24 protein-coding genes are annotated in these 24385 nt (G+C 58.2%); 16 read left to right on the top strand and 8 right to left on the bottom strand.

Features of this window, described 5'->3' with window-relative positions; genetic code table 11:
* Position 1 precedes the first annotated feature (1 nt).
* The 9 genes from murD (at position 2) to lpxC (ending at position 10398) form a co-directional block, all read left to right on the top strand.
* Positions 2 to 1306: a UDP-N-acetylmuramoyl-L-alanine--D-glutamate ligase gene (gene murD / locus ACL2XJ_RS01845; RefSeq protein WP_413725477.1), complete on the top strand. Its 1305-nt coding sequence runs from the start codon at positions 2 to 4 to the stop codon at positions 1304 to 1306.
* Entirely contained in the window at positions 1306 to 2508 is a 1203-nt protein-coding gene (ftsW, locus tag ACL2XJ_RS01840) for a cell division protein FtsW (protein WP_132925977.1), read from the top strand. The genes murD and ftsW overlap by 1 nt, the downstream gene beginning before the upstream one ends.
* A complete protein-coding gene (murG, locus tag ACL2XJ_RS01835) occupies positions 2505 to 3572 on the top strand; it encodes an undecaprenyldiphospho-muramoylpentapeptide beta-N-acetylglucosaminyltransferase (RefSeq protein ID WP_132925979.1) in 1068 nt (355 codons plus the stop codon). The genes ftsW and murG overlap by 4 nt, the downstream gene beginning before the upstream one ends.
* An 87-nt stretch (positions 3573 to 3659) precedes the next feature.
* Complete coding sequence (gene murC / locus ACL2XJ_RS01830) at positions 3660 to 5141, top strand: UDP-N-acetylmuramate--L-alanine ligase (protein WP_203523888.1); 1482 nt, start codon at positions 3660 to 3662, stop codon at positions 5139 to 5141.
* A complete protein-coding gene (locus ACL2XJ_RS01825) occupies positions 5134 to 6051 on the top strand; it encodes a D-alanine--D-alanine ligase (protein ID WP_413725475.1) in 918 nt (305 codons plus the stop codon). Before murC ends, ACL2XJ_RS01825 begins: the two co-directional genes overlap by 8 nt.
* A 1-nt stretch (position 6052) precedes the next feature.
* A complete protein-coding gene (ftsQ, locus tag ACL2XJ_RS01820) occupies positions 6053 to 6892 on the top strand; it encodes a cell division protein FtsQ (RefSeq protein WP_203523886.1) in 840 nt (279 codons plus the stop codon).
* The gene (ftsA, locus tag ACL2XJ_RS01815; protein ID WP_132925987.1) at positions 6892 to 8148 is read left to right on the top strand and encodes a cell division protein FtsA; all 1257 of its coding nucleotides are present in this window, start codon (positions 6892 to 6894) and stop codon (positions 8146 to 8148) included. The genes ftsQ and ftsA overlap by 1 nt, the downstream gene beginning before the upstream one ends.
* 71 nt (positions 8149 to 8219) lie before the next feature.
* The gene (ftsZ, locus tag ACL2XJ_RS01810; protein WP_132925989.1) at positions 8220 to 9380 is read left to right on the top strand and encodes a cell division protein FtsZ; all 1161 of its coding nucleotides are present in this window, start codon (positions 8220 to 8222) and stop codon (positions 9378 to 9380) included.
* A 100-nt stretch (positions 9381 to 9480) separates the two neighbouring features.
* Positions 9481 to 10398 (top strand): UDP-3-O-acyl-N-acetylglucosamine deacetylase, encoded by a 918-nt coding sequence (gene lpxC, locus ACL2XJ_RS01805; protein ID WP_413725474.1) that lies wholly within the window; start codon positions 9481 to 9483, stop codon positions 10396 to 10398.
* A gap of 77 nt (positions 10399 to 10475) precedes the next feature.
* Here lpxC and ACL2XJ_RS01800 read toward each other — a convergent pair whose 3' ends face one another.
* Complete coding sequence (locus tag ACL2XJ_RS01800; RefSeq protein WP_132925993.1) at positions 10476 to 11003, bottom strand: DUF721 domain-containing protein; 528 nt, start codon at positions 11001 to 11003, stop codon at positions 10476 to 10478.
* A 27-nt stretch (positions 11004 to 11030) separates the two neighbouring features.
* On the opposite strand from ACL2XJ_RS01800, the gene secM reads away from it, so the two are divergent.
* The 3 genes from secM (at position 11031) to mutT (ending at position 14806) form a co-directional block, all read left to right on the top strand.
* Positions 11031 to 11552 (top strand): secA translation cis-regulator SecM, encoded by a 522-nt coding sequence (secM, locus tag ACL2XJ_RS01795; protein ID WP_413725473.1) that lies wholly within the window; start codon positions 11031 to 11033, stop codon positions 11550 to 11552.
* A gap of 88 nt (positions 11553 to 11640) precedes the next feature.
* A complete protein-coding gene (secA, locus tag ACL2XJ_RS01790; protein ID WP_413725472.1) occupies positions 11641 to 14355 on the top strand; it encodes a preprotein translocase subunit SecA in 2715 nt (904 codons plus the stop codon).
* A 55-nt stretch (positions 14356 to 14410) separates the two neighbouring features.
* Entirely contained in the window at positions 14411 to 14806 is a 396-nt protein-coding gene (mutT, locus tag ACL2XJ_RS01785) for an 8-oxo-dGTP diphosphatase MutT (protein WP_132928012.1), read from the top strand.
* On the opposite strand, the gene yacG is transcribed toward mutT, so the two are convergent.
* The 3 genes from yacG to coaE are packed head-to-tail and all read right to left on the bottom strand — an operon-like array spanning position 14803 to position 16391.
* On the bottom strand, positions 14803 to 15000 hold the full coding sequence (gene yacG / locus ACL2XJ_RS01780) for a DNA gyrase inhibitor YacG (protein ID WP_132925999.1): 198 nt from the start codon (positions 14998 to 15000) through the stop codon (positions 14803 to 14805). The two genes, mutT and yacG, sit on opposite strands and share 4 nt — an antisense overlap.
* A 15-nt stretch (positions 15001 to 15015) precedes the next feature.
* Positions 15016 to 15771 (bottom strand): cell division protein ZapD, encoded by a 756-nt coding sequence (gene zapD / locus ACL2XJ_RS01775; RefSeq protein WP_413725471.1) that lies wholly within the window; start codon positions 15769 to 15771, stop codon positions 15016 to 15018.
* Positions 15768 to 16391 (bottom strand): dephospho-CoA kinase, encoded by a 624-nt coding sequence (coaE, locus tag ACL2XJ_RS01770; protein WP_413725470.1) that lies wholly within the window; start codon positions 16389 to 16391, stop codon positions 15768 to 15770. Before coaE ends, zapD begins: the two co-directional genes overlap by 4 nt.
* 196 nt (positions 16392 to 16587) lie before the next feature.
* Between coaE and ACL2XJ_RS01765 the strand changes: the two genes are divergently transcribed.
* Positions 16588 to 17631, top strand: a complete 1044-nt coding sequence (locus ACL2XJ_RS01765; RefSeq protein WP_413725469.1) for a GMP reductase — start codon at positions 16588 to 16590, stop codon at positions 17629 to 17631.
* A gap of 140 nt (positions 17632 to 17771) precedes the next feature.
* Here ACL2XJ_RS01765 and hofC read toward each other — a convergent pair whose 3' ends face one another.
* The 3 genes from hofC to ppdD are packed head-to-tail and all read right to left on the bottom strand — an operon-like array spanning position 17772 to position 20560.
* Positions 17772 to 18977, bottom strand: coding sequence for a protein transport protein HofC (gene hofC / locus ACL2XJ_RS01760; protein ID WP_413725468.1), 1206 nt, complete (start codon positions 18975 to 18977; stop codon positions 17772 to 17774).
* Positions 18974 to 20116, bottom strand: a complete 1143-nt coding sequence (locus ACL2XJ_RS01755) for a GspE/PulE family protein (protein ID WP_413725467.1) — start codon at positions 20114 to 20116, stop codon at positions 18974 to 18976. The genes hofC and ACL2XJ_RS01755 overlap by 4 nt, the downstream gene beginning before the upstream one ends.
* Positions 20117 to 20119: 3 nt before the next feature.
* A complete protein-coding gene (gene ppdD, locus ACL2XJ_RS01750) occupies positions 20120 to 20560 on the bottom strand; it encodes a prepilin peptidase-dependent pilin (protein WP_132926011.1) in 441 nt (146 codons plus the stop codon).
* A 328-nt stretch (positions 20561 to 20888) separates the two neighbouring features.
* On the opposite strand from ppdD, the gene ACL2XJ_RS01745 reads away from it, so the two are divergent.
* Positions 20889 to 21740 (top strand): DUF4339 domain-containing protein, encoded by an 852-nt coding sequence (locus ACL2XJ_RS01745; protein ID WP_413725466.1) that lies wholly within the window; start codon positions 20889 to 20891, stop codon positions 21738 to 21740.
* A gap of 57 nt (positions 21741 to 21797) precedes the next feature.
* Here ACL2XJ_RS01745 and nadC read toward each other — a convergent pair whose 3' ends face one another.
* A complete protein-coding gene (nadC, locus tag ACL2XJ_RS01740) occupies positions 21798 to 22688 on the bottom strand; it encodes a carboxylating nicotinate-nucleotide diphosphorylase (RefSeq protein ID WP_413725465.1) in 891 nt (296 codons plus the stop codon).
* 264 nt (positions 22689 to 22952) lie between these two features.
* On the opposite strand from nadC, the gene ampD reads away from it, so the two are divergent.
* Together ampD and ampE are read left to right on the top strand one after the other, a co-directional pair.
* Positions 22953 to 23531 carry a 1,6-anhydro-N-acetylmuramyl-L-alanine amidase AmpD gene (gene ampD, locus ACL2XJ_RS01735; protein ID WP_203523876.1) on the top strand — a complete coding sequence of 193 codons (579 nt, stop codon included), beginning with the start codon at positions 22953 to 22955 and terminating at the stop codon, positions 23529 to 23531.
* Complete coding sequence (gene ampE, locus ACL2XJ_RS01730) at positions 23528 to 24382, top strand: beta-lactamase regulator AmpE (RefSeq protein ID WP_413725464.1); 855 nt, start codon at positions 23528 to 23530, stop codon at positions 24380 to 24382. Before ampD ends, ampE begins: the two co-directional genes overlap by 4 nt.
* Positions 24383 to 24385 lie beyond the last annotated feature (3 nt).

Raw genomic sequence — 24385 nt, 5'->3', positions numbered from 1 at the left:
CATGAACGATTATCACAATAAGAAAGTCGTCATTATCGGGTTAGGACTAACCGGCCTTTCCTGTGTCGATTATTTTATCAGCCGGGGCGTCACGCCGCGGATGATGGACACGCGTTTTAACCCTCCCGGATTGGATAAACTCAGCGACGGGGTGGAGCGCCATCTGGGCAGCCTGAATGAAGAGTGGCTGCTGGAGGCTGATTTGATCGTGGCCAGCCCCGGCATTCCCTTGTCCCATCCTGCGCTGAGCGCCGCCGCCGATGCGGGAGTGGAGATTGTCGGCGATATCGAGCTGTTTTGCCGCGAAGCGAACGCGCCCATTGTAGCCATCACCGGTTCCAACGGTAAAAGCACCGTCACCATGCTGGTGGGGGAAATGGCCAAGCAGGCCGGCCGGCAGGTGGGGGTGGGCGGCAATATCGGCTGGCCGGCGTTAATGCTGCTTAACCAGCCCCAGGAGCTCTACGTGCTGGAATTGTCCAGTTTTCAGTTGGAAACCACCTCCAGCCTGCGGGCCGCCGCCGCCACAATTCTCAACGTCACCGAAGACCATATGAATCGTTATCCCCTGGGCATGCAGCAATATCGGGCGGCCAAATTGCGGATTTATGAAAACGCCGGGGCGTGCGTGGTGAATGCCGAGGATCCGCTGACGCTGCCGGTGCGCGGCCGGGACAACCGCTGCATCGCTTTCGGCGCGGCGGCGGGAGAGTATCGTCTGGACGGCCGGTGGCTGCAGGTAAGGGGAGAGCATGTACTGGATACCGGCGAGATGAAGCTCACCGGCCGTCACAACCACACCAATGCGCTGGCGGCCCTGGCCCTGGCGGATGCGGTGGGAATTCCCCGCGACGCCTGCCTGGCCGCGCTGAGGAGTTTCTCCGGCCTGGCCCACCGATTCCAATTGGCCTATGAAAATCACGGCGTGCGCTGGATAAATGATTCCAAGGCCACCAATGTCGGCAGCACCGAAGCGGCGCTTAACGGACTGAAGGTGGACGGTACGCTGCACTTGCTGTTGGGGGGCGACGGTAAAGGCGCGGATTTCACGCCGCTGTTCCCCCTGTTGCAGGGGGAAAACATCCGCTTGTACTGCTTTGGCCGCGACCGCGACCCGCTGGCGGATCTGCGCCCGGATGTCGCCATCCGGACCGAGACCCTGGAGCAGGCAATGCGGGAGATTGCCGGCCGGATTAAACCGGGGGATATGGTGTTGCTGTCGCCGGCCTGCGCCAGCCTCGATCAGTTCCGCAGCTTCGAACACCGCGGTGATGAATTCACGCGACTGGCGAAGGAGCTCGGCTGATGCGGATACCGGGAATGAGCCATTTCGGCGGGTTGAAAGATTGGATAATGGGCGTGCGCGAAGTCGAGGCCCCCACCAATGTGCTTTACGATCGCACCCTGCTGTGGCTGACCCTGGGCCTGGCCTGTCTCGGTTTTGTCATGGTCACCTCGGCCTCCATGCCCATTGGGCAGCGGCTGTCCGACGACCCGTTTTATTTCGCCAAGCGCGATGCCTTCTACCTGGCGCTGTCGTTCGGGCTGGCGATGGTGACGCTGCGGGTGCCGATGGAGGTGTGGCAGCGCTACAGCTCGGCGATGCTGCTTATCACCATGGTGCTGCTGCTGGTGGTGCTGGTGGTGGGCAGCTCGGTGAACGGCGCGTCGCGCTGGATAGCCCTGGGCCCGTTGCGCATCCAGCCCGCCGAACTGTCCAAGCTGGCGCTGTTTTTTTACCTCGCCAGCTATCTGGTGCGCAAGGTGGAAGAAGTGCGCTCCAATTTCTGGGGATTCTGCAAACCCATGGGGGTGATGGTGGTGCTGGCGGTCCTGCTGCTGGCGCAGCCCGACCTGGGGACGGTGGTGGTGTTGTTCGTTACTACCCTGGCGATGCTGTTTCTGGCCGGCGCCAAGCTGTGGCAATTCCTGGCCATTATCGGTTCGGGCATCTTCGCGGTGGTCCTGCTGGTGGTCGCCGAGCCCTATCGTATGCGGCGGGTCACCTCGTTCTGGAATCCCTGGGAAGACCCGTTCGGCAGCGGCTATCAGCTGACCCAATCGCTGATGGCGTTTGGACGCGGCGAGTTCTGGGGACAGGGCCTGGGTAATTCGGTGCAGAAGCTGGAGTACTTACCGGAGGCGCACACCGACTTTATCTTTTCGATTTTAGGCGAAGAGCTTGGCTATTTCGGTGTGGTTTTAACGCTGTTGATGGTATTCTTCGTGGCTTTTCGTGCTATGTCCATCGGCCGCAAGGCCCTGGAAATCGATCAGCGCTTTTCCGGTTTCCTGGCCTGCGCCATCGGTATTTGGTTCAGCTTTCAGACCTTGGTGAACGTCGGCGCGGCGGCCGGTATGTTGCCCACCAAAGGGTTAACCCTGCCGTTGATCAGCTACGGCGGTTCAAGTTTATTGGTGATGTCTACGGCGATAGTGTTGTTGATGCGTATTGATTTTGAAACGCGCCTGACCAAAGCGCAGGCGTTTGCAAGGGGTCCCCGATGACCGGGAAAACCCGACGTTTAATGGTCATGGCCGGCGGAACCGGCGGCCATGTCTTTCCCGGACTGGCGGTGGCCCATTATCTGATGGACCAGGGCTGGCAGGTGCGCTGGCTGGGTACCGCCGATCGGATGGAAGCTGATTTGGTGCCGAAAAACGGTATCGATATCGATTTTATCCGTATCTCCGGTTTGCGGGGCAAGGGATTACGCGCCCAACTGGCTTCGCCGCTCAGGATCTGGCGCGCGGTGCGGCAGGCGCGAGCCATTATGCGCGCCTACCGGCCGGATGTGGTGCTGGGCATGGGCGGCTACGTTTCCGGACCGGGTGGATTGGCGGCCTGGTTATGCGGCGTACCGGTGGTCTTGCACGAGCAAAACGGCATCGCCGGGCTGACCAATCGCTGGCTGTCGAAAATCGCCAAAAAAGTGCTGCAGGCCTTTCCCGGCGCGTTTCCCCGGGCCGAGGTGGTGGGCAATCCGGTACGCACCGATGTGCTGGCGCTGGCGCCTCCCGCCGAACGGTTTGCCGGCCGGCAGGGGCCGGTACGGGTGCTGGTTATCGGCGGCAGCCAGGGGGCGCGGGTACTGAATCAGACCATGCCGGGCGTCGCCGCCGGGCTGGGGGAACGGATCACCCTGTGGCACCAGGTGGGCAAGGGCGCGCTGGCGGAGGTAAACCGCGCCTATGCCGAAGCCGGACAATCCGGCCACAAGGTGGTGGAATTCATCGACGATATGGCGGCGGCCTATGCCTGGGCCGACGTGGTGGTCTGCCGCTCCGGCGCATTGACGGTGAGCGAAGTGGCCGCAGCCGGACTGCCGGCGATTTTTGTGCCCTTTATGCACAAAGACCGGCAGCAGTACTGGAATGCCCGGCCGCTGGAGCAGGCGGGCGCGGCGAAGATTATTGAACAACCGCAGTTTTCGGTGGCAAGCGTGAGCGAACTGCTCGCCGCCTGGGATCGAACAACGCTGCTGACGATGGCGGAAAACGCCCGCAAAGCAGCGATTCCGGACGCGACGGAGCGGGTGGCGCGGGTAGTGGCGGCGGCGGCTAAAGCCTGACAACAGGCGCGGCGCGGCAACGAATAAAAGACCGGATGGGCCCTCGGGCCCGGCCGATGAGAAACATCATACTTAAGTGGTTAAAACGTGAATACACAACAACTGGCGAAACTGCGATCCATAGTGCCCGAGATGCGTCGAGTGCGGCAAATTCACTTTGTCGGCATCGGCGGCGCCGGCATGGGCGGCATCGCGGAAGTGCTGGCGAATGAAGGTTATCAAATCAGTGGCTCGGATCTGGCCCCCAACGCCGTGACCCAGCAATTGTCCGAGCTGGGGGTGAAGATATTCTTCAACCACCGGCCGGAAAATATCAGCGAAGCCAGCGTCGTGGTGGTCTCCAGCGCCATTGCCGCCGATAATCCGGAGATCGTGGCGGCCAAAGAGGCGCGTATTCCGGTGATCCGCCGCGCGGAGATGCTGGCGGAACTGATGCGCTTTCGCCACGGCATCGCCATTGCCGGTACGCACGGTAAAACCACCACCACCGCCATGGTGGCCAGTATCTATGCCCAGGCCGGACTCGACCCGACCTTTGTCAACGGCGGTCTGGTGAAGGCGGCGGGAGTGCATGCCCGCCTGGGGTGCAGCCGCTACCTGATTGCCGAGGCGGACGAAAGCGACGCGTCGTTCCTGCATCTGCAGCCGATGGTGGCGATTATCACCAATATCGAAGCCGACCATATGGACACCTACCAAGGCGACTTCGAAATTTTAAAACAAACGTTTATCAGCTTTTTGCATAACCTGCCTTTTTACGGGCGCGCGGTGATGTGCGTGGACGATCCGGTGATCCGGGAACTGCTGCCGCGGGTAGGCCGCCATATCACCACCTACGGTTTTAACGAGGCGGCGGACGTACGTATCGCCGATTACGTGCAGCAAGGGGCCCAGGGCAGCTTTAGCGTCTATCGGCAAGACAAGCCGGTACTCTCGGTGGAATTGAACGCGCCGGGCCGCCACAACGCGCTGAACGCGGCTGCGGCCATTGCGGTCGCGACCGAGGAAGGCATCGACGACGACAGCATCCTGCAGGCGCTGGCGCAATTCCAGGGGACCGGCCGCCGCTTTGATTTCCTCGGCACCTATCCGCTGGAGAATGTCAACGGCAAGCAGGGGAATGTGATGCTGGTGGATGATTACGGCCATCACCCCACCGAAGTGGACGCTACCATCAAGGCGGCGCGCGCCGGCTGGCCCGATAAGCGGCTGGTGATGGTATTCCAGCCTCATCGGTATACCCGGACAAGAGATTTGTATGAGGATTTTGCCACCGTATTGTCCGGAGTGGATGTGCTGTTTATGCTGGATGTGTATCCGGCGGGCGAGGCGCCCATCCCCGGCGCCGATAGCCGCTCGCTGTGCCGCACCATTCGCGGGCGCGGCAAAATCGATCCCATCATGGTGGCGGATATGGACGCGCTGCCCGATACGCTGGCGCTGGCTTTGCAGGACAACGATCTGGTGCTGATGCAGGGCGCCGGTACCGTGGGTAAAATCGCGCGCAAACTGGCCGATACCCATTTACAGCCGAACCTTGCCACTACGCTTGAGGGGCCTCATGTCTGAGAAGGTAGCGGTTTTATTGGGCGGGACTTCCGCCGAGCGCGACGTCTCTCTGCAGTCGGGACAGGCGGTGCTCGCCGGCTTGCAGGCCGGCGGGATAGACGCCCATGGGGTTGATACCCGCGATATCTCGGTACTGAGCCTGAAGGAGCGGGGTTTCGATAAGGTTTTTATTGCCCTGCACGGCCGCGGCGGCGAGGACGGTACCCTGCAGGGGGCGCTGGAGTTTCTCGGCCTGCCGTATACCGGCAGCGGCGTGATGGCCTGTGCGTTAACCATGGATAAGCTGCGCACCAAATGGCTTTGGCAGGGCAGGGGACTGCCGGTACCGCCTTATGTGGCCCTGGATCGCGAAGGTTACCGGCAAAACCCGTCGGCAGAGGCGGAACCGCTGCGGGCGCTGGGCATGCCGGTGATAGTGAAGCCCAGCAACGAAGGCTCCAGCGTCGGCATGGCCAAGGTTGAGCGTCCGGAGGATTTACCGGCCGCACTGGCGGAAGCCTTCCGTTATGACGAAAGCGTGCTGGTGGAAAAATGGCTGAGCGGACCGGAATTCAGCGTTTCCATCCTGGGAGACCGGGTATTGCCGTCGGTGCGTATCCAGCCGTCGGCGACGTTTTACGATTACGAGGCGAAGTATCTGTCGGACGAGACCCGTTATTTTTGTCCGGGCGGGCTGGATGACGAACAGGAACAGGCATTAACGCAGCTGGCGCTCGGCGCCTGGCGGGCGGCGGGATGCGGCGGCTGGGGACGGGTGGATATCATGGCCGACGATGACGGGGAGCTATACCTGCTGGAGGTGAATACCTCACCGGGCATGACCCGGCATAGCCTGGTGCCGATGGCGGCACGGCAAAGCGGAATGGATTTTTCCTCTTTGGTCATGAACATTCTGGCGTTGGCGGGCTGATATGTCCCAGGCAGCGATAAACATCCGCAACCGCGAGACGGAAGATGACGCCGGCAGACGCAGCAACGGCGGCCAGCTCGCGGGTTTGCTGTTTCTGCTGATGGTGCTGGCCACCATTGTCTGGGGCGGCTGGATGGTGGTTGCCTGGATGAAGGATGTGCATCGTTTGCCCCTGTCCCGACTGGTGGTTACCGGGCAGCGTTATTACACCACCAATGACGATATTCGCCAGGCGATTTTGTCCCTGGGGGCGCCGGGGACGTTTATGACGCAGGACGTCAACGTTATCCAGCAGCAGATCGAGCGATTGCCTTGGATCAAGCAGGCCAGCGTACGCAAGCAGTGGCCTGACGAACTGAAAATCCACCTGGTGGAGTATGTGCCGGTGGCGCGCTGGAACGATCTTCATATGCTCGATGCCGGCGGCAAGGTGTTCAGCGCGCCGGCGGAACGGGTCGGCCATCAGACCATGCCGCTGCTGTACGGTCCGGAGGGCGGAGAGCAGGATGTGCTGACGGGTTACCGCGAGATGAATGAGGTGATGGCGGCCCATAAGCTTACGTTGAAGACCGTCAGTATGAGCGCGCGCCATTCATGGCAGCTCACTCTGGCGGATGATACCCGGCTCGAATTGGGCCGGGACGACAGAACCCGGCGTTTACAGCGCTTTATCGGGATTTATCCGGTCCTTCTCCAGCAGGCCCGGACCGATAATAAACGTATTAGTTATGTGGACTTGCGTTACGACGCGGGGGTTGCCGTTGGATGGGCGCCGGCGTTTATCGACGATGCAAAAAGCAATTCGCAACAGAGTCAGAATCAGGTACAGGCTAAACAATAATGATCAAGTCGACGGACAGAAAATTGGTAGTTGGACTGGAGATCGGTACGGCAAAGGTCGCCGCATTGGTAGGGGAAGTTCTGCCCGATGGCATGGTCAATATTATCGGGGTGGGCAGTTGCCCGTCCCGGGGTATGGATAAAGGCGGCGTCAATGATCTCGAATCGGTGGTGAAGTGCGTGCAGCGCGCCATCGATCAGGCCGAACTGATGGCCGATTGCCAGATATCTTCGGTATACCTGGCGCTGTCCGGCAAACATATCAGCTGCCAGAACGAGATAGGGATGGTTCCTATTTCAGAAGAAGAAGTTACGCAGGAAGATGTGGAGAATGTGGTGCATACCGCAAAATCCGTGCGCGTTCGTGATGAACATAGAATTTTACATGTGATTCCACAGGATTATGCTATTGATTATCAAGAAGGTATCAAAAATCCGGTGGGATTGTCCGGCGTGCGGATGCAAGCCAAGGTTCATCTGATTACCTGCCATAATGATATGGCGAAAAATATTGTTAAGGCCGTTGAACGCTGCGGCCTGAAAGTGGACCAGCTGATCTTCGCCGGCCTGGCCTCCAGCTACGCGGTACTGACCGAAGATGAGCGGGAACTGGGGGTTTGCGTGGTGGATATCGGCGGCGGCACCATGGACATGGCGGTGTATACCGCCGGCGCGCTGCGGCATACCAAGGTTATCCCGTACGCGGGCAACGTGGTTACCAGCGATATCGCCTATGCTTTTGGTACGCCCCCCGCCGATGCGGAGGCCATAAAAGTCCGGCACGGGTGCGCGCTGGGGTCGGCGGTGAGCAAAGACGAAACCGTGGAAGTTCCAAGCGTCGGCGGACGTCCGCCGCGCAGTCTGCAGCGGCAGACCCTGGCGGAGGTGATTGAACCCCGTTATACCGAATTGCTGAACCTGGTGAATGACGAAATCCTGCAACTGCAGGAACAGCTTCGCCAGCAGGGAGTAAAGCATCATCTGGCCGCCGGTATCGTGCTGACCGGCGGCGCGGCTCAAATTGACGGCCTGGCGGCCTGCGCGCAACGGGTGTTCCATACCCAGGTGCGCATCGGGACGCCGCTGAATATTACCGGTCTGACGGATTACGCTCAGGCGCCTTATTATTCAACCGCCGTCGGGTTATTGCATTATGGTAAAGAATCTCATTTGAGCGGTGAGGTTGAAGTAGAAAAACGTACCTCGGTAAGCAACTGGGTAAAACGTATCAGCAGCTGGCTGAGGAAAGAGTTTTAATATCTTACTTGCGGGATCTTGCTGTGCAGGCGGCGGATTCCGATGCGACAGGCACAAAACGGAGAGAAATTATGTTTGAACCTATGGAATTAACCAATGACGCGGTGATTAAAGTCATCGGCGTCGGCGGCGGCGGCGGCAATGCCGTGGAACATATGGTGCGCGAACGCATCGAAGGCGTGGAATTTTTCGCGGTGAATACCGATGCCCAGGCATTGCGTAAAACCGCGGTGGGTCAGACCATACAGATTGGCGGCGGCATCACCAAGGGTCTGGGAGCCGGAGCCAATCCAGAGGTGGGCCGAAATTCCGCCGAGGAAGACCGTGAGGCGCTGCGTGCGGCCCTTGAGGGCGCGGACATGGTGTTCATCGCGGCCGGCATGGGCGGCGGCACCGGTACCGGTGCGGCGCCGGTGGTGGCGGAAGTAGCCAAGGAATTGGGCATCCTTACCGTGGCCGTGGTGACCAAGCCCTTCAATTTCGAAGGCAAGAAGCGCATGGCCTTTGCCGAACAGGGCATTGCCGAGCTGTCCAAGCATGTGGATTCGCTGATTACCATCCCCAACGACAAGCTGCTGAAGGTGCTGGGCCGCGGCATTTCGCTGCTGGATGCGTTCGGTGCGGCCAATGACGTGCTCAAGGGCGCGGTCCAGGGCATCGCCGAGCTGATAACCCGGCCGGGTCTGATGAACGTCGACTTTGCCGATGTGCGTACCGTCATGTCCGAAATGGGCTATGCCATGATGGGCTCAGGCGTGGCCTGCGGCGAAGACCGGGCGGAAGAAGCGGCGGAGATGGCCATTTCCAGTCCCCTGCTGGAAGATATCGACCTGTCCGGCGCGCGCGGCGTACTGGTCAACATCACCGCCGGCTTCGATTTGCGTTTGGACGAATTCGAAACCGTGGGCAACACCATCCGTGCTTTTGCGTCGGATAACGCCACCGTGGTTATCGGCACATCCCTGGACCCGGATATGAACGACGAACTGCGCGTGACCGTGGTGGCTACCGGTATCGGCATGGACAAACGTCCGGAAATCACGCTGGTCACCAATAAGCAGAACACGCAGCAGGTGATGGATAACCGCTATCAGCAGCACGCTCACGGCATGTCGCCGATGCAGCAGGAGCAAAAGATCGCGGCGAAAGCGGTAAACGAACAGGCTTCGCAGGCAGGTAAAGAACCTGATTATCTTGATATTCCCGCTTTTCTCCGCAAACAGGCGGATTAAGGATTGGGGTATTTGGAATCTCCGCTCTTTGTGCTAAACTGTCCCACCGACGCTCGGCTATAATTTGTCGGTGGTCTGGATAACATTGCGAGATAAATTGATGATCAAACAGCGGACACTTAAACGTATTGTGCAGGCCACAGGTGTGGGTCTACATACCGGTAAAAAGGTCACACTGACTTTGCGCCCTGCATCGGCTAATACCGGGGTCATCTATCGCCGTACGGATCTCAATCCTCCGGTGGATTTCCCGGCGGATGCGAAATCGGTGCGTGATACCATGCTTTGTACGTGTCTGGTCAATGAGCATGATGTTCGTATATCCACCGTCGAACATCTCAATGCCGCATTGGCGGGTTTGGGCATCGATAACATCGTCATTGAAGTCAATGCGCCTGAAATTCCTATTATGGACGGCAGCGCGAGCCCCTTTGTCTATCTGCTGCTGGATGCCGGAATCGAAGAGCTGAATTGCGCTAAGAAATTCCTGCGCGTCAAACAGCCGGTTCGCGTGGAGGATGGCGATAAATGGGCTGAATTGACGCCGTTTAACGGCTTCAAGCTCGATTTTACCATTGATTTCAATCATCCTGCGATTGATGCTAGCTCGCAACGTTATCGCCTGGATTTTTCCGCCGAGTCCTTCGTCCGGCAAATCAGTCGTGCACGCACCTTCGGGTTTATGCGCGATATCGAATATCTGCAGTCCAGGGGCCTGTGCCTGGGCGGCAGCTTCGATAACGCCATTGTGGTGGACGACTACAAAGTGCTGAACGAAGACGGTTTACGTTTCGAAGATGAGTTCGTCCGCCATAAAATGCTGGACGGTATCGGCGACCTGTACATGTGCGGTCACAACATCATCGGCGCGTTTACCACCTATAAACCCGGCCATGCCCTGAACAACAAGCTGTTGCAGGCGGTGCTGGCGCGTCAGGAAGCCTGGGAACTGGTGACCTTTGAAGACGAAGCCGAAATGCCGCTGACCTTTACCGCCCCCTCTTTTGTTATGGCATAAAGGTTTCGCTCCAGCCTTGCCGCGCCGTCTTGCCTGATGGCGCAAGGGTTTGGTTTTAGCCTGCAATGATGTGTTTTTTAATCGTTTCGATTGGCGGGGTCGGCACCTTCTCCGGCCAGCCTCGCCAGTCGTTCGAGCATTTTTTTCAGCTTCTCCGGGCTTCGCGCCGCCAAATGCCGAATCGCTTCGCCGCTTTGCCGGCTCAGTTTTCGCTTCTGCCCTTCACTATTCCCCTCCCCAGGTAACGGTTCGCCGCGGTTTTGCATAATCTGATGGCCTTTTGTGGCGAGAGTCGGGTTAATCCTGATGTCGATTGATGACAATGATGGTAGAATCTGCGCTCGTAACGCGGATAATAACGTAGATTGTTCATAGCGTAACCTCATCATCCAGCTGGCATTGGCGGTTTCAATAATCAAAACGCCCTGGCGGAAGTTGGCTACGCGACACCAGGGTTGCAGTGGCGCGGGCAATATGCCGGCCACCGCGCGGTTCAGCTTTAACAGCGCCACTGCCCGTTGCTGAATATGCAACAACGAATCCCGCTCCGGTGTCGTCAGGGAGCCAAGCAGGATATCAATGGATTGTGGACGACTGTCACGCATAAAAACTCCGGCGGAATGCATTAAGTTATGGGTATTTTAAATCGTTGGCGACAATTTGGCAGACGTTATTTCTGGCCGCACCTCCTGTTGGGGATGGTGGCGGCGGGACTCGGCGTGCCTTTGGTGCTCAACAGCGGGCAGGAACAGGCACACCTGGCCAATACCCTGTCCAGCCCCAGCCGGCAAAACGCGTTTACTGCCGGCTTCGCCAATCTTTCGTTTCTGAAAGAAACCCAGCGACGGCCTTACTTTGCCGTGGATTATTGGCACCAGCATGCCATTCGTACGGCTATCCGCCATCTTTCCGTGGCGTGGGTGCCGGAGCCCCTGGGACAAAAATTGCCGCTGGCGGAAAACGTCGCGCCGCTGAAGGTCCAGCATCAGGTACTACTCACCGTCCTGAACGGTCTGCTGACCCGGGAATCCAAACAACCCTCGGTCATCCGCTCCCTCCGGCAGGGAGTATACCAACCCTTCTTTGATCATCGTACAGGAATTCGCCTGGCCCAGGTACAGGGAATTCGAGCCGGACCCGCCCGCGCAGTCTAACCTGCCGCCACGAAATTTTTTTATCCTTTATGCCATTATGGGCCGCTGCATTTCAGTCAGTTCCGGCCGTGACGAGATTTAAATAATTATGTTATCAAAATTGCTTACTAAAGTTTTTGGGAGTCGTAACGATCGTACCCTGCGCCGGATGAACAAAACGGTTGAGATTATCAACCGGATGGAGCCGGATATGGAGAAGCTCACCGATGAGCAACTGGCGGCGAAAACCATCGAGTTTCGCGAACGCCTGGCCAACGATGCAACGGTGGACAGCCTGCTGCCCGAGGCTTTTGCCGTGGTGCGCGAAGCCAGTAAACGGGTATTCGCCATGCGCCATTTCGACGTCCAGCTGGTGGGCGGTATGGTGCTCAACGACCGCTGTATCGCCGAAATGCGTACCGGTGAAGGTAAAACCCTGACCGCAACCCTGCCGGCATACCTCAACGCGCTGAGCGGTAAAGGCGTTCATGTGGTTACCGTCAACGACTACCTGGCGCAGCGCGATGCTGAAAACAACCGCCCGCTGTTCGAATTTCTCGGCTTGACGGTGGGTATCAACCTGCCGCAGATGCCGGCTCCGGCCAAACGAGCCGCCTACGCCGCCGATATCACCTACGGCACCAATAACGAATACGGTTTCGACTACCTGCGCGACAATATGGCGTTCAGCCCGGAAGAGCGCGTACAGCGCAAGCTGCACTATGCCCTGGTGGATGAAGTGGACTCCATCCTTATCGATGAAGCCCGTACGCCGCTGATTATTTCCGGCCCGGCGGAAGACAGCTCCGAACTCTACATCCGGGTGGATACGCTGATTCCCCATCTGATTCGCCAGGATAAAGAAGATTCCGACACCTTTCACGGCGAAGGGCACTTTTCGGTGGATGAAAAATCCCGCCAGGTCAACCTGACCGAGCGCGGATTGGTGCTTATCGAAGAGTTGATGGTGCAGGCGGGCATTATGGAGGAGGGGGAATCCCTTTATTCGCCGGCCAATATCATGTTGATGCATCACGTGACCGCCGCCCTGCGCGCCCATGTGCTGTTTGCGCGGGACGTGGATTATATCGTCAAGGACGGTGAAGTGATCATCGTCGATGAGCACACCGGCCGTACCATGCCGGGGCGCCGCTGGTCGGACGGTCTGCACCAGGCGGTGGAAGCGAAGGAGCATGTGGCGATCCAGAACGAAAACCAGACCCTGGCCTCCATCACGTTCCAGAATTACTTCCGTTTGTACGAAAAACTGGCCGGCATGACCGGTACCGCCGATACCGAAGCCTTTGAATTCAGCTCGATCTACAAGCTTGATACCATCGTGGTGCCCACCAACCGGCCGATGATTCGCAATGATATGCCGGATCTGGTCTACATGACGGAAAAAGAGAAGATCGACGCCATCATCGAGGATATCAAGACCTGTTCCACCCGGGGGCAGCCGGTGCTGGTGGGGACCATCTCCATTGAAAAATCGGAAGTGGTTTCCGCGGAACTGGATAAGGCCGGTATCGAACATAAAGTGCTGAACGCCAAATTCCATGCCATGGAAGCGGATATCGTGGCCCAGGCCGGACAGCCGGGCCAGGTGACCATCGCCACCAACATGGCCGGGCGCGGTACGGATATCGTGCTGGGGGGGAGCTGGCAGGCGGAAATCGCCCATCTGGAAGAGCCCACTGAAGAACAGATCGCCGCCATCAAGGAAGCCTGGCAGATTCGCCACGATCAGGTATTAAAAGCGGGCGGCCTGCATATCATCGGTACCGAACGTCATGAATCCCGCCGTATCGATAACCAGCTGCGCGGACGTTCAGGCCGCCAGGGGGACCCCGGCTCGTCCCGTTTCTATTTGTCGATGGAAGATGCGCTGATGCGTATATTCGCCTCCGATCGGGTCTCCGGCATGATGCGCAAGCTGGGCATGAAACCCGGCGAGGCCATCGAGCACCCCTGGGTGACCAAAGCCATTGCCAACGCCCAGCGGAAAGTGGAAAGCCGCAACTTCGATATCCGCAAGCAGCTGCTGGAATATGACGATGTGGCCAATGACCAGCGCCGCGCCATTTACAGCCAGCGCAACGAATTGCTGGACGTGGCGGATATCAGCGAAACTATCCTCAGCATCCGTGAAGATGTGCTTAAAACCATCCTTGATATCTATATCCCGCCGCAATCCCTGGAAGAAATGTGGGATGTGCCGGGACTGGAACAGCGCTTGAAGGATGATTTTGATCTGGACATGCCCATCGCCGAGTGGTTGGATAAAGAACCGGGCCTGCATGAAGAGACGCTGCGCGAGCGTATTCTTGAACAGACCCTGGAACAATACCGCCGAAAAGAAGAAGTGGTGGGCGTGGAAATGATGCGCAGCTTTGAAAAAGGCGTCATGCTGCAAACGCTGGATTCATTGTGGAAAGAGCATCTGGCGGCAATGGACTACCTGCGGCAGGGTATACATTTGCGGGGCTATGCCCAAAAGGATCCCAAGCAGGAATATAAACGCGAATCCTTCGCCATGTTTGCCGCCATGCTGGAATCGCTTAAATATGAAGTGATAAGCACTCTGAGCAAAGTCCAGGTACGGATGCCGGAAGAGGTCGAAGCGCTGGAGCAGCAGCGCCGCGAAGAGGCGGAACGCCTGGCGCGGCAGCAGCAGCTTAGCCATCAGCCCGAACCCATGATGGCGGAACCGGCGGAGCTTAACCAACCGCTGCGGGAAGGGCGCAAGGTGGGACGCAACGACCCGTGCCCATGCGGTTCAGGCAAAAAATACAAACAGTGCCACGGCAAATTACAGCAATAATTAATGGAGCAGGCGCGACCAGAGGTCGCGCATGTCGCTCGGAGAACCTGTGACAATGAATTTAATGACGATTGCCGTGGGCATTATCCGTAATGCACAGCATGAAATTTTTATCGCCCAACGGCCTGAACATACCCATATGGGCGGCTTTTGGGAGTTCCCCGGCGGCAAAGTGGAAAAAGGCGAAACGCCTGAACAGGCGTTGATCCGGGAATTGCGTGAAGAAACCGGCATCGAGGCGGAGCATCCGGAGTTGTTATCCACCAGCCAGCACCATTTCCCCGATCGCGAGATGGCGTTCTATTTTTACCTGGTGGAGCACTGGCAAGGCACTCCCTATGGCAACGAAGGACAGCCGGTGCGGTGGTGCCCGCAGGAAGAACTCGATGCATCCGAGTTTCCTCCCGCCAATGCCGCCATTATTCGTCAGCTTATCGCCGCAACGTCCTAATACTTATCCTCGCTCCAGTCATCGCTATCGGTTATCTGGCCGTCGCTGGGGATAAACTTTTCCTCTTCCGCCCACTCTCCCAGGTCTATCAACTGGCAGCGTTTGCTGCAAAACGGACGGAATTTGCTTTGTGGTTCCCATTTCACTTCGGCGCCGCACGTGGGGCAGCTTACCAGAATAATATCTTCACTCATCAGTACCTCTTACATTCAACAGCAGGCCAATTCAAACGGTAAACGATTGGGGATGACGCCGTTTTCGCTATCCAGGGATAAAAAGCGGATGGCATAACGGGTCTTGTGGCCGGAAACCTGCGGGTAGAGCTGGTAAACCAGGGGGATGCGCATACGCAGCAAATCCGCATCCTCGGCGTTATCCTGAAAAAAACCGTTCAGGCTGATTTGGTTTTTAAAGGGTTCGGTATGCCGCACCAAGTCCAGGGTTAAGGTTAATGCGGCATTCAAGGGGGCCAGGGTTTTCAGCCAGGTGTTGATCTGACCGTTGCGATGGGTCTGCGGCAGATGCAGCCAAATATGCAAACCGGGTAGATCGAAACTGCAACAGCCGCCGGGGATGGAGAGCCGCTGGCGCACCGATGCGATTAAGCGGTCTTCACGCAACGCCTGCCCCAGCCTTGGTGCGGACATCAATACGGCGGCGCATTGTTTTAAATTGTTGCGCAGCGTTCGCACCCGCTCGCTGTCAACACCGGGTACGCCGTCCCACTGCAGCATTTTTTGCTGCTGCCGGTCCAGCTCTTTCAACATTTCAGTGCGCACATCGCCGCGTTCGAGAACGTCCAGCAGGTCGGCGACGGTGCGGAAAAACGGCAATGCGCTTGAGATATCAACCAGCTCCGAACAGTTATACAGTTGTTGCAGTAAAAATTCCAGGCGCAGCCAAGTGCGCATTTTTTCATTTAACGGATGCTCGAAAAGCACCGTTGTCGAGTAGATTTCACTCATAATGATTGATCCTGTCGGGTTGCTGATGCCGCAAGTCCGAGATAACGCTGGTGCAGCTTTGCCACACTGTCCGTTATATCCCCGGGATGCCCGTTATTATTAATAATATCATCGGCACTGGCCAGACGCTGTTCCCGTGATACTTGCGCAGCGAGAATATTGTTTATCTGGCTGCGGCTTATGCCGTCGCGTTCCATGGTACGCGCCACCTGTGTTTCGGTATCGACATCCACCACCAATACCCGGTTCGCACGGTTCTGCAGGTGGTTTTCAATCAATAGCGGCACTACCCACATGATATAGGCCCCGGAGGCGCGGGCCATTTCCTGTTGGGTTTCCTGCTGAATAAGGGGATGCAGCAATGCGTTCAGCCACGCCTTATCCGGCGGGGAGCTGAAGATGCGCTGCCGCAGTTGGGCACGGTCCAGCGTGCCGTCGGGCAAAAGCATGGCGTCGCCGAAACGTTCGCGGATTGCCTGCAAAGCGTCGCTGCCCGGCTCCACTACCCGGCGGGCGATAATATCGGCGTCGACTATCGTGGCACCCAGTTTGGCAAAGGCGTTGGCCACGGTACTTTTGCCACTGCCGATTCCCCCTGTCAATGCAACAATGTAACGCATACTATTAGCTGTCTCCCACCGATTCGGGAATGATGAATTTAGCGGTCCGTGGATAAATTGGTACGATTGTAGCGTAAATCCGGCGATTTTCGCAGTCTTGCCGTAACAATAATCCGGCGTATGATACCGTCACTGGAACTGGCATTTTGTACCCGGACATTTTTGCGATTCTTCGCCATCCACCAGGAAATCCCGCATGCGTATTGAAGAAGATATCAAGCTAGGTTTTAAAGACGTACTTATCCGCCCAAAGCGGTCCACTCTCAAGAGTCGTTCCGACGTTGAGCTCCAGCGCGAGTTCACTTTTAAACATTCGGGATGCAACTGGTCGGGTATTCCCATCATCGCCGCCAATATGTATACCGTCGGAACCTTCCGCATGGCGGAAGCGCTGGCGGCCTTTGATGTTCTCACCGCCGTCCATAAGCATTATAGCATTCAGCAGTGGTCAGACTTTATCAGCCGTATGCCGGATGCTATTTTGCGGCATATCATGGTTTCCACCGGCACGTCGGATGCCGATTTCCTGAAACTTCAGCAGATCTTGGCCCTGTCGCCGTTATTACGCTTTATCTGCATCGACGTCGCCAACGGCTATTCCGAACATTTCGTGAATTTCGTGCAGAAGGCGCGGGAAGCCTGCCCGGATAAAGTCATTTGCGCCGGCAACGTGGTTACCGGCGAAATGGTGGAAGAACTCATTCTCTCCGGCGCCGATATCGTCAAAGTCGGCATCGGGCCGGGTTCGGTGTGCACGACCCGTGTGAAAACAGGGGTCGGCTATCCGCAATTGTCCGCGGTAATTGAATGCGCGGACGCCGCCCATGGGCTAAGCGGCCAGATAGTCAGTGACGGCGGTTGCGCGGTGCCGGGAGACGTGGCCAAAGCCTTTGGCGGCGGCGCCGATTTTGTGATGCTGGGCGGCATGCTGGCCGGCCATGACGAGTGTGAAGGCACGGTAGTGGAGGAGAACGGCGAGAATTTCATGCTGTTTTACGGCATGAGCTCTGAAGATGCGATGAAACGGCACGTGGGCGGCGTCGCGGAATATCGCGCCGCGGAAGGTAAAACGGTGAAGCTGCCATTGCGCGGACCGGTGGAAAACTCCATCCGCGATATCCTCGGCGGTTTGCGGTCGGCCTGTACCTATGTCGGCGCGTCCCGGCTAAAAGAGTTAACCAAGCGCACCACCTTTATCCGGGTGGCCGAGCAGGAAAATCAGGTATTTACCCAGCTGTAACAACCCTGATCCGGTCATGCCGACGGCCGTTAGGGTGTAAGGCGATCCGCACCGGCAACCCCCTGCGCGTTCAGGCGACGGGGGGTTGCTATTTTACTGCCCGGTAACTGCGGGTCTTGTTTTACTGCCGAAACGATGCCTCAAAAATCACCAAACACCTCCCCTAGCTGCAGCAGCGGCAAATAAAGCACTATCACCATGGCGCATACCAGGCCGCCCATAATCAGCAGCAGCAGCGGTTCGGCCAGCTGCGCCAGACCGTCGGCGAGGCGGTAGGTCTGCTGTTCATGCAGGCGCGCCAACTGCTGGAATACCTCGTCCAGCGTTCCCGTATGCTCGCCGGTTTTGATAAGATGCCGGCAATGGGGCGGAAACAGCCGTTGCCCTTCAAATGCCTGGTATAAGGCGAAGCCTTGCCTGATATGCTGTTGCAGCAATTGTGCCGCGTGGCGGAAGCTGGGATGGTGGAGGGTGCGCACGGCCATCTCCAGCCCGTTATCCAGGGTGATGCCCGCCTGGTGGGTGATGGCCAGCGTCTGGAACAATTGATGCAGATTATGATGGCGTACCAGCCTGCCCAGCCACGGCAGGTATAACAGCGTCGCCTGGGTCCGCTGTCGCCAACGGGGATGATAATAGCAGACACGCCGATATCCTCCGTACAGCGACAGGGCGCCCAGCAACGCCGTCAGGCAATGATCGCCCGCCGCCGCCGCCAAAGCCATCAGTCCGCGGGTCGGAGCCGGCAGCGGGGCATTCATGCCGGCGTAGAGCCTGGCGAATTCAGGCAGTATCAATGTCAGCATCAGAGTGAGCACCGCCGCCGCGGTCAGGCAGATAAACGCCGGATAGCGCAGCGCGCCGCGGACCTTCTTTTTCAACTGTCCTAGGCGTAACTCGTGCTCCGCCAGTAAGCGGCAACAGCGGTCCAGTCGGCCGGTAAGCTCTCCCAGCGCCAAAAGCCCGCAATAGAGCGGTGAGAACACCACGGGAAAATCGCCGCAGGCCAAAGAAAGGGTGTGGCCCTGCTCGATTTTTGCGCTCAGTAAACGCAGCAGGCAGCGCCAGCCGAGGCGGGGATGATCGTCCGCCAGCAGGCGCAGGCTCTCCCTAATCGGCAGTCCCGCCTCCAGCAGCGATGCCAGCTGTGACGTCAAATCCATCAGACGGCCGTCGTGCCAATACCCTGAGGACAGGTAACCGATAGTTCGCACCGTCAGCGGCTGAACATCCTGATTGATCAAATCCTGCCTGACCGACATTTTCCCGGCGGCAAGCAAGTGGCCCTCCCGCATTTCGCCCTCATCGGTAATACCGCGCCAGCGATATAACCAATAACCGTTCATGCCGGTTCACCCAGTACGCGCCGCAGCTCTTCCACCGTGGTGACGCCCTGTGCCACCAGCGCCAGGCCCGCCCGCCATAAACCGTCGGGGCGCTTTGGGCTTTCTGTCTGCGCCCGCGCCGAATCCGGCAGTAACTCCCCGGACGACAGATGGAATACCCCGTGCCGGCCGTTATACCCCTCATGGCATTGGTTGCATCCCACCGCGCGCCAGGATTGGACCGGCATAAAGTCTTCCCGGGGGCGGGCCGCGCCTGAAGCTGTTTCCTTACGGCAGGCCGGGCAAAGGCGGCGTACCAGGCGTTGCGCCATCACCAGCCGCAGCACCGGCCCGATGCGGGCCGGATCCACTCCCAGCTGGCGCAGCCGCTGCAGGACGTCGGCGGCGGTCAGCGTATGCAGCGTGGACAAGACCAGATGGCCGGTTTGGGCGGCATTGATGGCAATCTCGGCGGTTTCGGCATCGCGGATTTCCCCCACCATAATCACATCCGGATCCTGGCGTAACAGGGCGCGCAGCAATACCGGAAAATCCAGCCGTGCTTTACGGTTCACCTGGCACTGCGCAATGTCCGCCAGCGGAATTTCCACCGGGTCCTCCACGCTGCAGATATTAAGCCGGTGGCGGTCCAGAGCCTGTATGGCGCTATAAAGCGTCATGGTCTTGCCGCTGCCGGTGGGGCCGGTGAACAGTACCAAACCCTGCGGCTGCTGCAGCCGGCGCAGGAACTGCCGCCGCAGGGCCGCGGGCATGCCGAGATTCTCAAGGGTGAGCCCGCCGGTCTCCCGCCGCAGCAGACGCAGCACCAGTTTTTCTCCCCACAGGGTCGGCAGGGTGGCAACGCGGCATGAATGGCCGCTATCCGGTTTCCCAAAGGATAATTGTCCGTCTTGCGGAAGCCTGCGCTCGGCGATATCCATCCCGGCCATCATCTTTAGCCCCACTACCAGGCGCGCCGCCAGGGCCGGAACGCAAAAGCCATATTTGCGCAGCAGGCCGTCAATGCGAAACCGTACGCGGTACTCCGACGACGGGCAGGGTTCGATATGGATATCGGAAGCCCGGCTGGCCGCCGCCTCGCCAAGCAGTCCCTCGATGTAGTCCTCGAGCTGTACCGGCGTATCATGGGCGGCAATCATGTCCTACTCCTTTGCGCCGTCGAAACGGAACAGCGCCTGGCAGGGGCGCTGCAGATGCTGACCTTTGCCGGCGGCATCGCAGCGGCGGGTCCAAAGCAACCCGCCGGCATGCCGCTCCGGCGTAAGCACCAGCGTGAGCCCTTCCAGCGCCTGCTTGCCGGTCAGGCGGATAACCCCCTCGCTAACCTCCACTCCGGCGACATAGCGGGAAGAGAGTCCGTCCGGAATGCCGGACTCCCCGGCGCGGCATTCCTCCATATCCCCATGCTCCATGGCGCATAATTCCACCGCCGATTTGTAGGGGGACAGCATATGCAGCATATCGGTCAGGGCGGCATTATCGAGGTAACGTTGATATCCCGGCAATCCGATGGCGCTTAATGTGGCGATGATGGCCATCACCACCATCAGTTCCACCAAAGTAAATCCCTGCTGATTATTCACCGGCGTTCCCCTCCCTGTTGATCCAAGGCCGACCTTACCGATAACACCGGAGGCAGGCCAGCGGCAGTTCGCGGCGGGGGAGGGAATGCCGCAAAAAAAACGTGGCGGCCGATAGAGCCTTAAGGGAATTTGCGCGGGGGTTGGCAATAGCGGACGGTCAAGGGGTGTGCGAAAAGAAGATGATGATAATGTGAATATAGAATAAAATATGACCTTAACAAGAATTTACAATGTACGTTGCTGTACGCGAGAAAGTCCTTTGCCTCAGTTCCCTTCGGCATATTGGCGGTAATGTGTCCGTATTGATATCCCTATTAAAATAATGGCAATGCTCAATATGATCGGCTGGTGGTACATTGTGGATGGTAAGCGGCAAGGTCCGGTAACCTTGGCTACGCTGGAGAAGCTATTACAACATCGGATATTGGGTGCGCAGAGTCTTGTCTGGCGTGAAGGGATGCCGCAGTGGACCCCGTTGGCCGCCATGGATGAGTTGAAACCGCTTTTAAACTCCCCGCCGCCGCTCTTGCCGGCCGCGCCCCATAAAACCAGCGTTACCCATCCCCGCGCCGCGCGCCGCGGCGTTACCGTCGTGCTATCGGCGTGTCTCCTGATCGCGGCGGGGGCATTTGTTTACCTTGCTACGAGTGCATACCTGCCGGGCTGGGGCGTTTATCTCAGACAAAAAGTCACGCTACCCCTGCTAATCCCCCGCTCGCAACAGCCTCATGACGGCATCACCATGGCGGCGGAACACTTATGGCGCAACCCCATTACCCAGGTACCGGCGAATATCGGCAGCGGTTGGACCATCAAGCAGCTTGCGGCTGACCCTACTACTCTCGCCAGTTCTTTTACCAGCGATGATATTGTGGTGAATCTCAGTGTCGTGAAAAACCAGAACCAGACGTTGGTTCAACTGGTGGATTATTTGAAAACCAGTGAACCCAGCCTGCGTTTTATCAATACGGGGACTTACAGCCACACCAGCGTATTGTCCAATTGGACCGGCATTGCCACCAGTCGGGCCGATCACGCCAGGCATTATGTGGTGCATGTCACCAATGCCCAAGGCGGCTATGGAATTTTTATCGCCGCCGTTAATCAACAGACCGCCGCAAGCTTCAGCCGGCTCGAAGCGCTGATAGCGGAACTGGACCGGACATTCAGCGGTCACTAAGCGATACGGTACCGCTGCCATAACTGCCTGGACACCCTGTCCGCCATGCCGGCGCTGCTATTGGAATCGCATGGACAGATCGAGGGCGCGGATGTGTTTGGTCAGCGCGCCGACGGAAATATAATCCACGCCGGTGGCGGCGTATTCGTGAAGGGTTTCCAGGGTAACGTTACCGGAAACCTCCAGCAAAGCCCGTTGCCCGGTGGCGGCAACGGCCCGCTGCATATCCGCCAGCGTAAAGTTGTCCAGCATGATGATATCGGCGCCGGCCTCCAGGGCCTGGCGCAGTTCATCCAGGCTTTCCACCTCTACCTCCACCGGCACGTCGGCGCGCAGAGCCACGGCGTTTTCCACCGCCTTGGCGATGGACCCGGCGGCGATGATATGATTTTCCTTAATCAAAAAGGCGTCCGCCAAGCCCAGCCGGTGATTGCTGCCGCCGCCGCACAGTACCGCGTATTTCAGCGCGGTCCGCAGTCCGGGCAAGGTTTTACGGGTATCCAGCAGTTGGGTATGGGTACCCGCCAGCTTATCGACATAACGCTTCACCTCCGACGCCACGCCGGACAAGGTCTGCACAAAATTCAGCGCCGTGCGTTCACCGGTCAGCAATAAATGCGCCGGTCCACGCAGCCGGCACAGCGGCTGGTTAACCCGGATGGCATCGCCGTCCTTCACCTGCCACTCCACCCGGATCCCGTCCCCTAACTGGCGAAACACTTCCTCCAGCCATTGCTGCCCGCAGAAAATACCGTTTTCGCGGGTGATGATAACCGCCTCGGCCTGGCTGTCACGGGGCAATAATTGCGCCGTAATATCGGCCTCGGGATCGGCGGTGCCCCCCAGGTCTTCGCTGAGCGCCCGGGTAACGGTCAAGGGGATATCATACTGAATACGCTCAAGCAATTCGGCCCGGCGGCGTTCAGCGTTATAACGACGTGTCGGCATAAAAACTCCGAAATAGCGAATAAAGAGAATAGAGGAAACATGCTACTCTGTTGCTTAGATAAGTACTACTGCCGACAGCCATACCCGTCATACTTCAAGCTGCAGGTGCGTTGGCCATACCCGGCCCCTCCATGGGCCTCGCCCCTGGCGGGGTCGCGGCAAGTCGCGTTCAAATCTGCTCCTGCAGATTTGTACTCGCTCATCCCACCTGCAATTCGAACTATTTAGGGTAAAGAGCGTGGAGGCAGAGAGCGGAGGTGGCGAATGGAGTTGGAAAACGGCTGGTTAACAGGCACTAAACGGGTCCCGTCCCCCCATAGCGATGAACGGCCGAACGGCGAAATTCCTTCGCTGCTGGTGGTGCACGGTATCAGTTTGCCGCCGGGATCGTTTGGCGGACCCTATATCGATCGCTTATTTACCGGCACGCTTACCCCAGACGAACATCCTTTCTTCTCACAGATACAGGGCCTGCGGGTATCGGCCCACTGCCTGATCCGGCGCGACGGCGAGATTGTGCAATATGTGCCGTTTCATCGCCGCGCCTGGCATGCGGGCGTCTCATGTTTCGCCGGGCGGGAACGCTGTAATGATTTTTCCATCGGCATCGAGTTGGAAGGTACCGATAATCAGCCTTATACCGATGAGCAATACCTCCGGCTGGCCGAACTTACGCGGCTACTGATGCGGCATTATCCGATTACGCCGGCCCGCATAGCCGGTCATAGCGATATTGCCCCCGTCCGTAAAACCGATCCCGGACCGGCTTTTCTATGGCATCATTATAGGGAGTTGATTTCACCGAGCACCGAGGACCGAGACAGGGAGCACCAGGATTCATGACACTGTTTACATTATTACTGGTACTGGCATGGGAACGCTTATTTAAAATGGGCGATCACTGGCAATTGGATCACTATTTTGAGCGGGTGTTTGCCCGTACCCGCTTTGTATCTCCGGCACTGACGATTTTGCTGGCGATTTGCTGGATGGTCGCGGTGGCGCTATGCCTGAGGCTGGCGGGGAATTTTTTCTTCGGCGCGCCGCGGCTGCTGTTATGGATTTTGATTTCCCTGCTTTGCATCGGTGCGGGCGGCATTCGCAAGCACTATCGGGCCTATATCACCGCCGCCGCGCGGGGAGACGGCCATGCCTGCGACGCGATGAGCGAAGAGTTGACTCTGATTCACGGTCTGCCGGTGGATTGCGATAAAGAAGAACGTTTGCGCGAATTGCAAAATGCGCTGCTATGGATCAATTTCCGTTTTTATCTGGCGCCGTTGTTCTGGCTGGTGTCCGGCGGACCCTACGGTCCGGTTCTGCTTGCCGGTTATGCTTTTTTGCGCGCCTGGCAGACCTGGCTGGCGCGCCGCGCCACTCCGCTGAAGCGGGCGCAGTCCGGTATAGACACTATGCTGCACTGGCTGGACTGGATACCCGTCAGGCTGGCAGGCGTAGCTTACGCCTTGCTGGGACACGGCGAAAAAGCCCTGCCGGCCTGGTTTGCCTCGCTGGCGGACCTGCATACCGGCCAGTATCAGGTACTGACCCGCCTGGCGCAGTTCTCCCTGGCGCGGGACCCGCACCTGGATGAGGTGCAAACCCCGCGGGCGGCGGTTTCGCTGGCGAAAAAGATAACCAACGTGATCGTGGTGGTGGTGGCGCTATTGACCATTTACGGCGCATTGGTCTGAGGC

The sequence above is a fragment of the Sodalis sp. RH16 genome, assembly GCF_047324245.1.
Taxonomy (GTDB): Bacteria; Pseudomonadota; Gammaproteobacteria; order Enterobacterales; family Enterobacteriaceae; genus Acerihabitans; species Acerihabitans ligni.
This window is presented reverse-complemented; position numbering and strand designations above follow the sequence as displayed.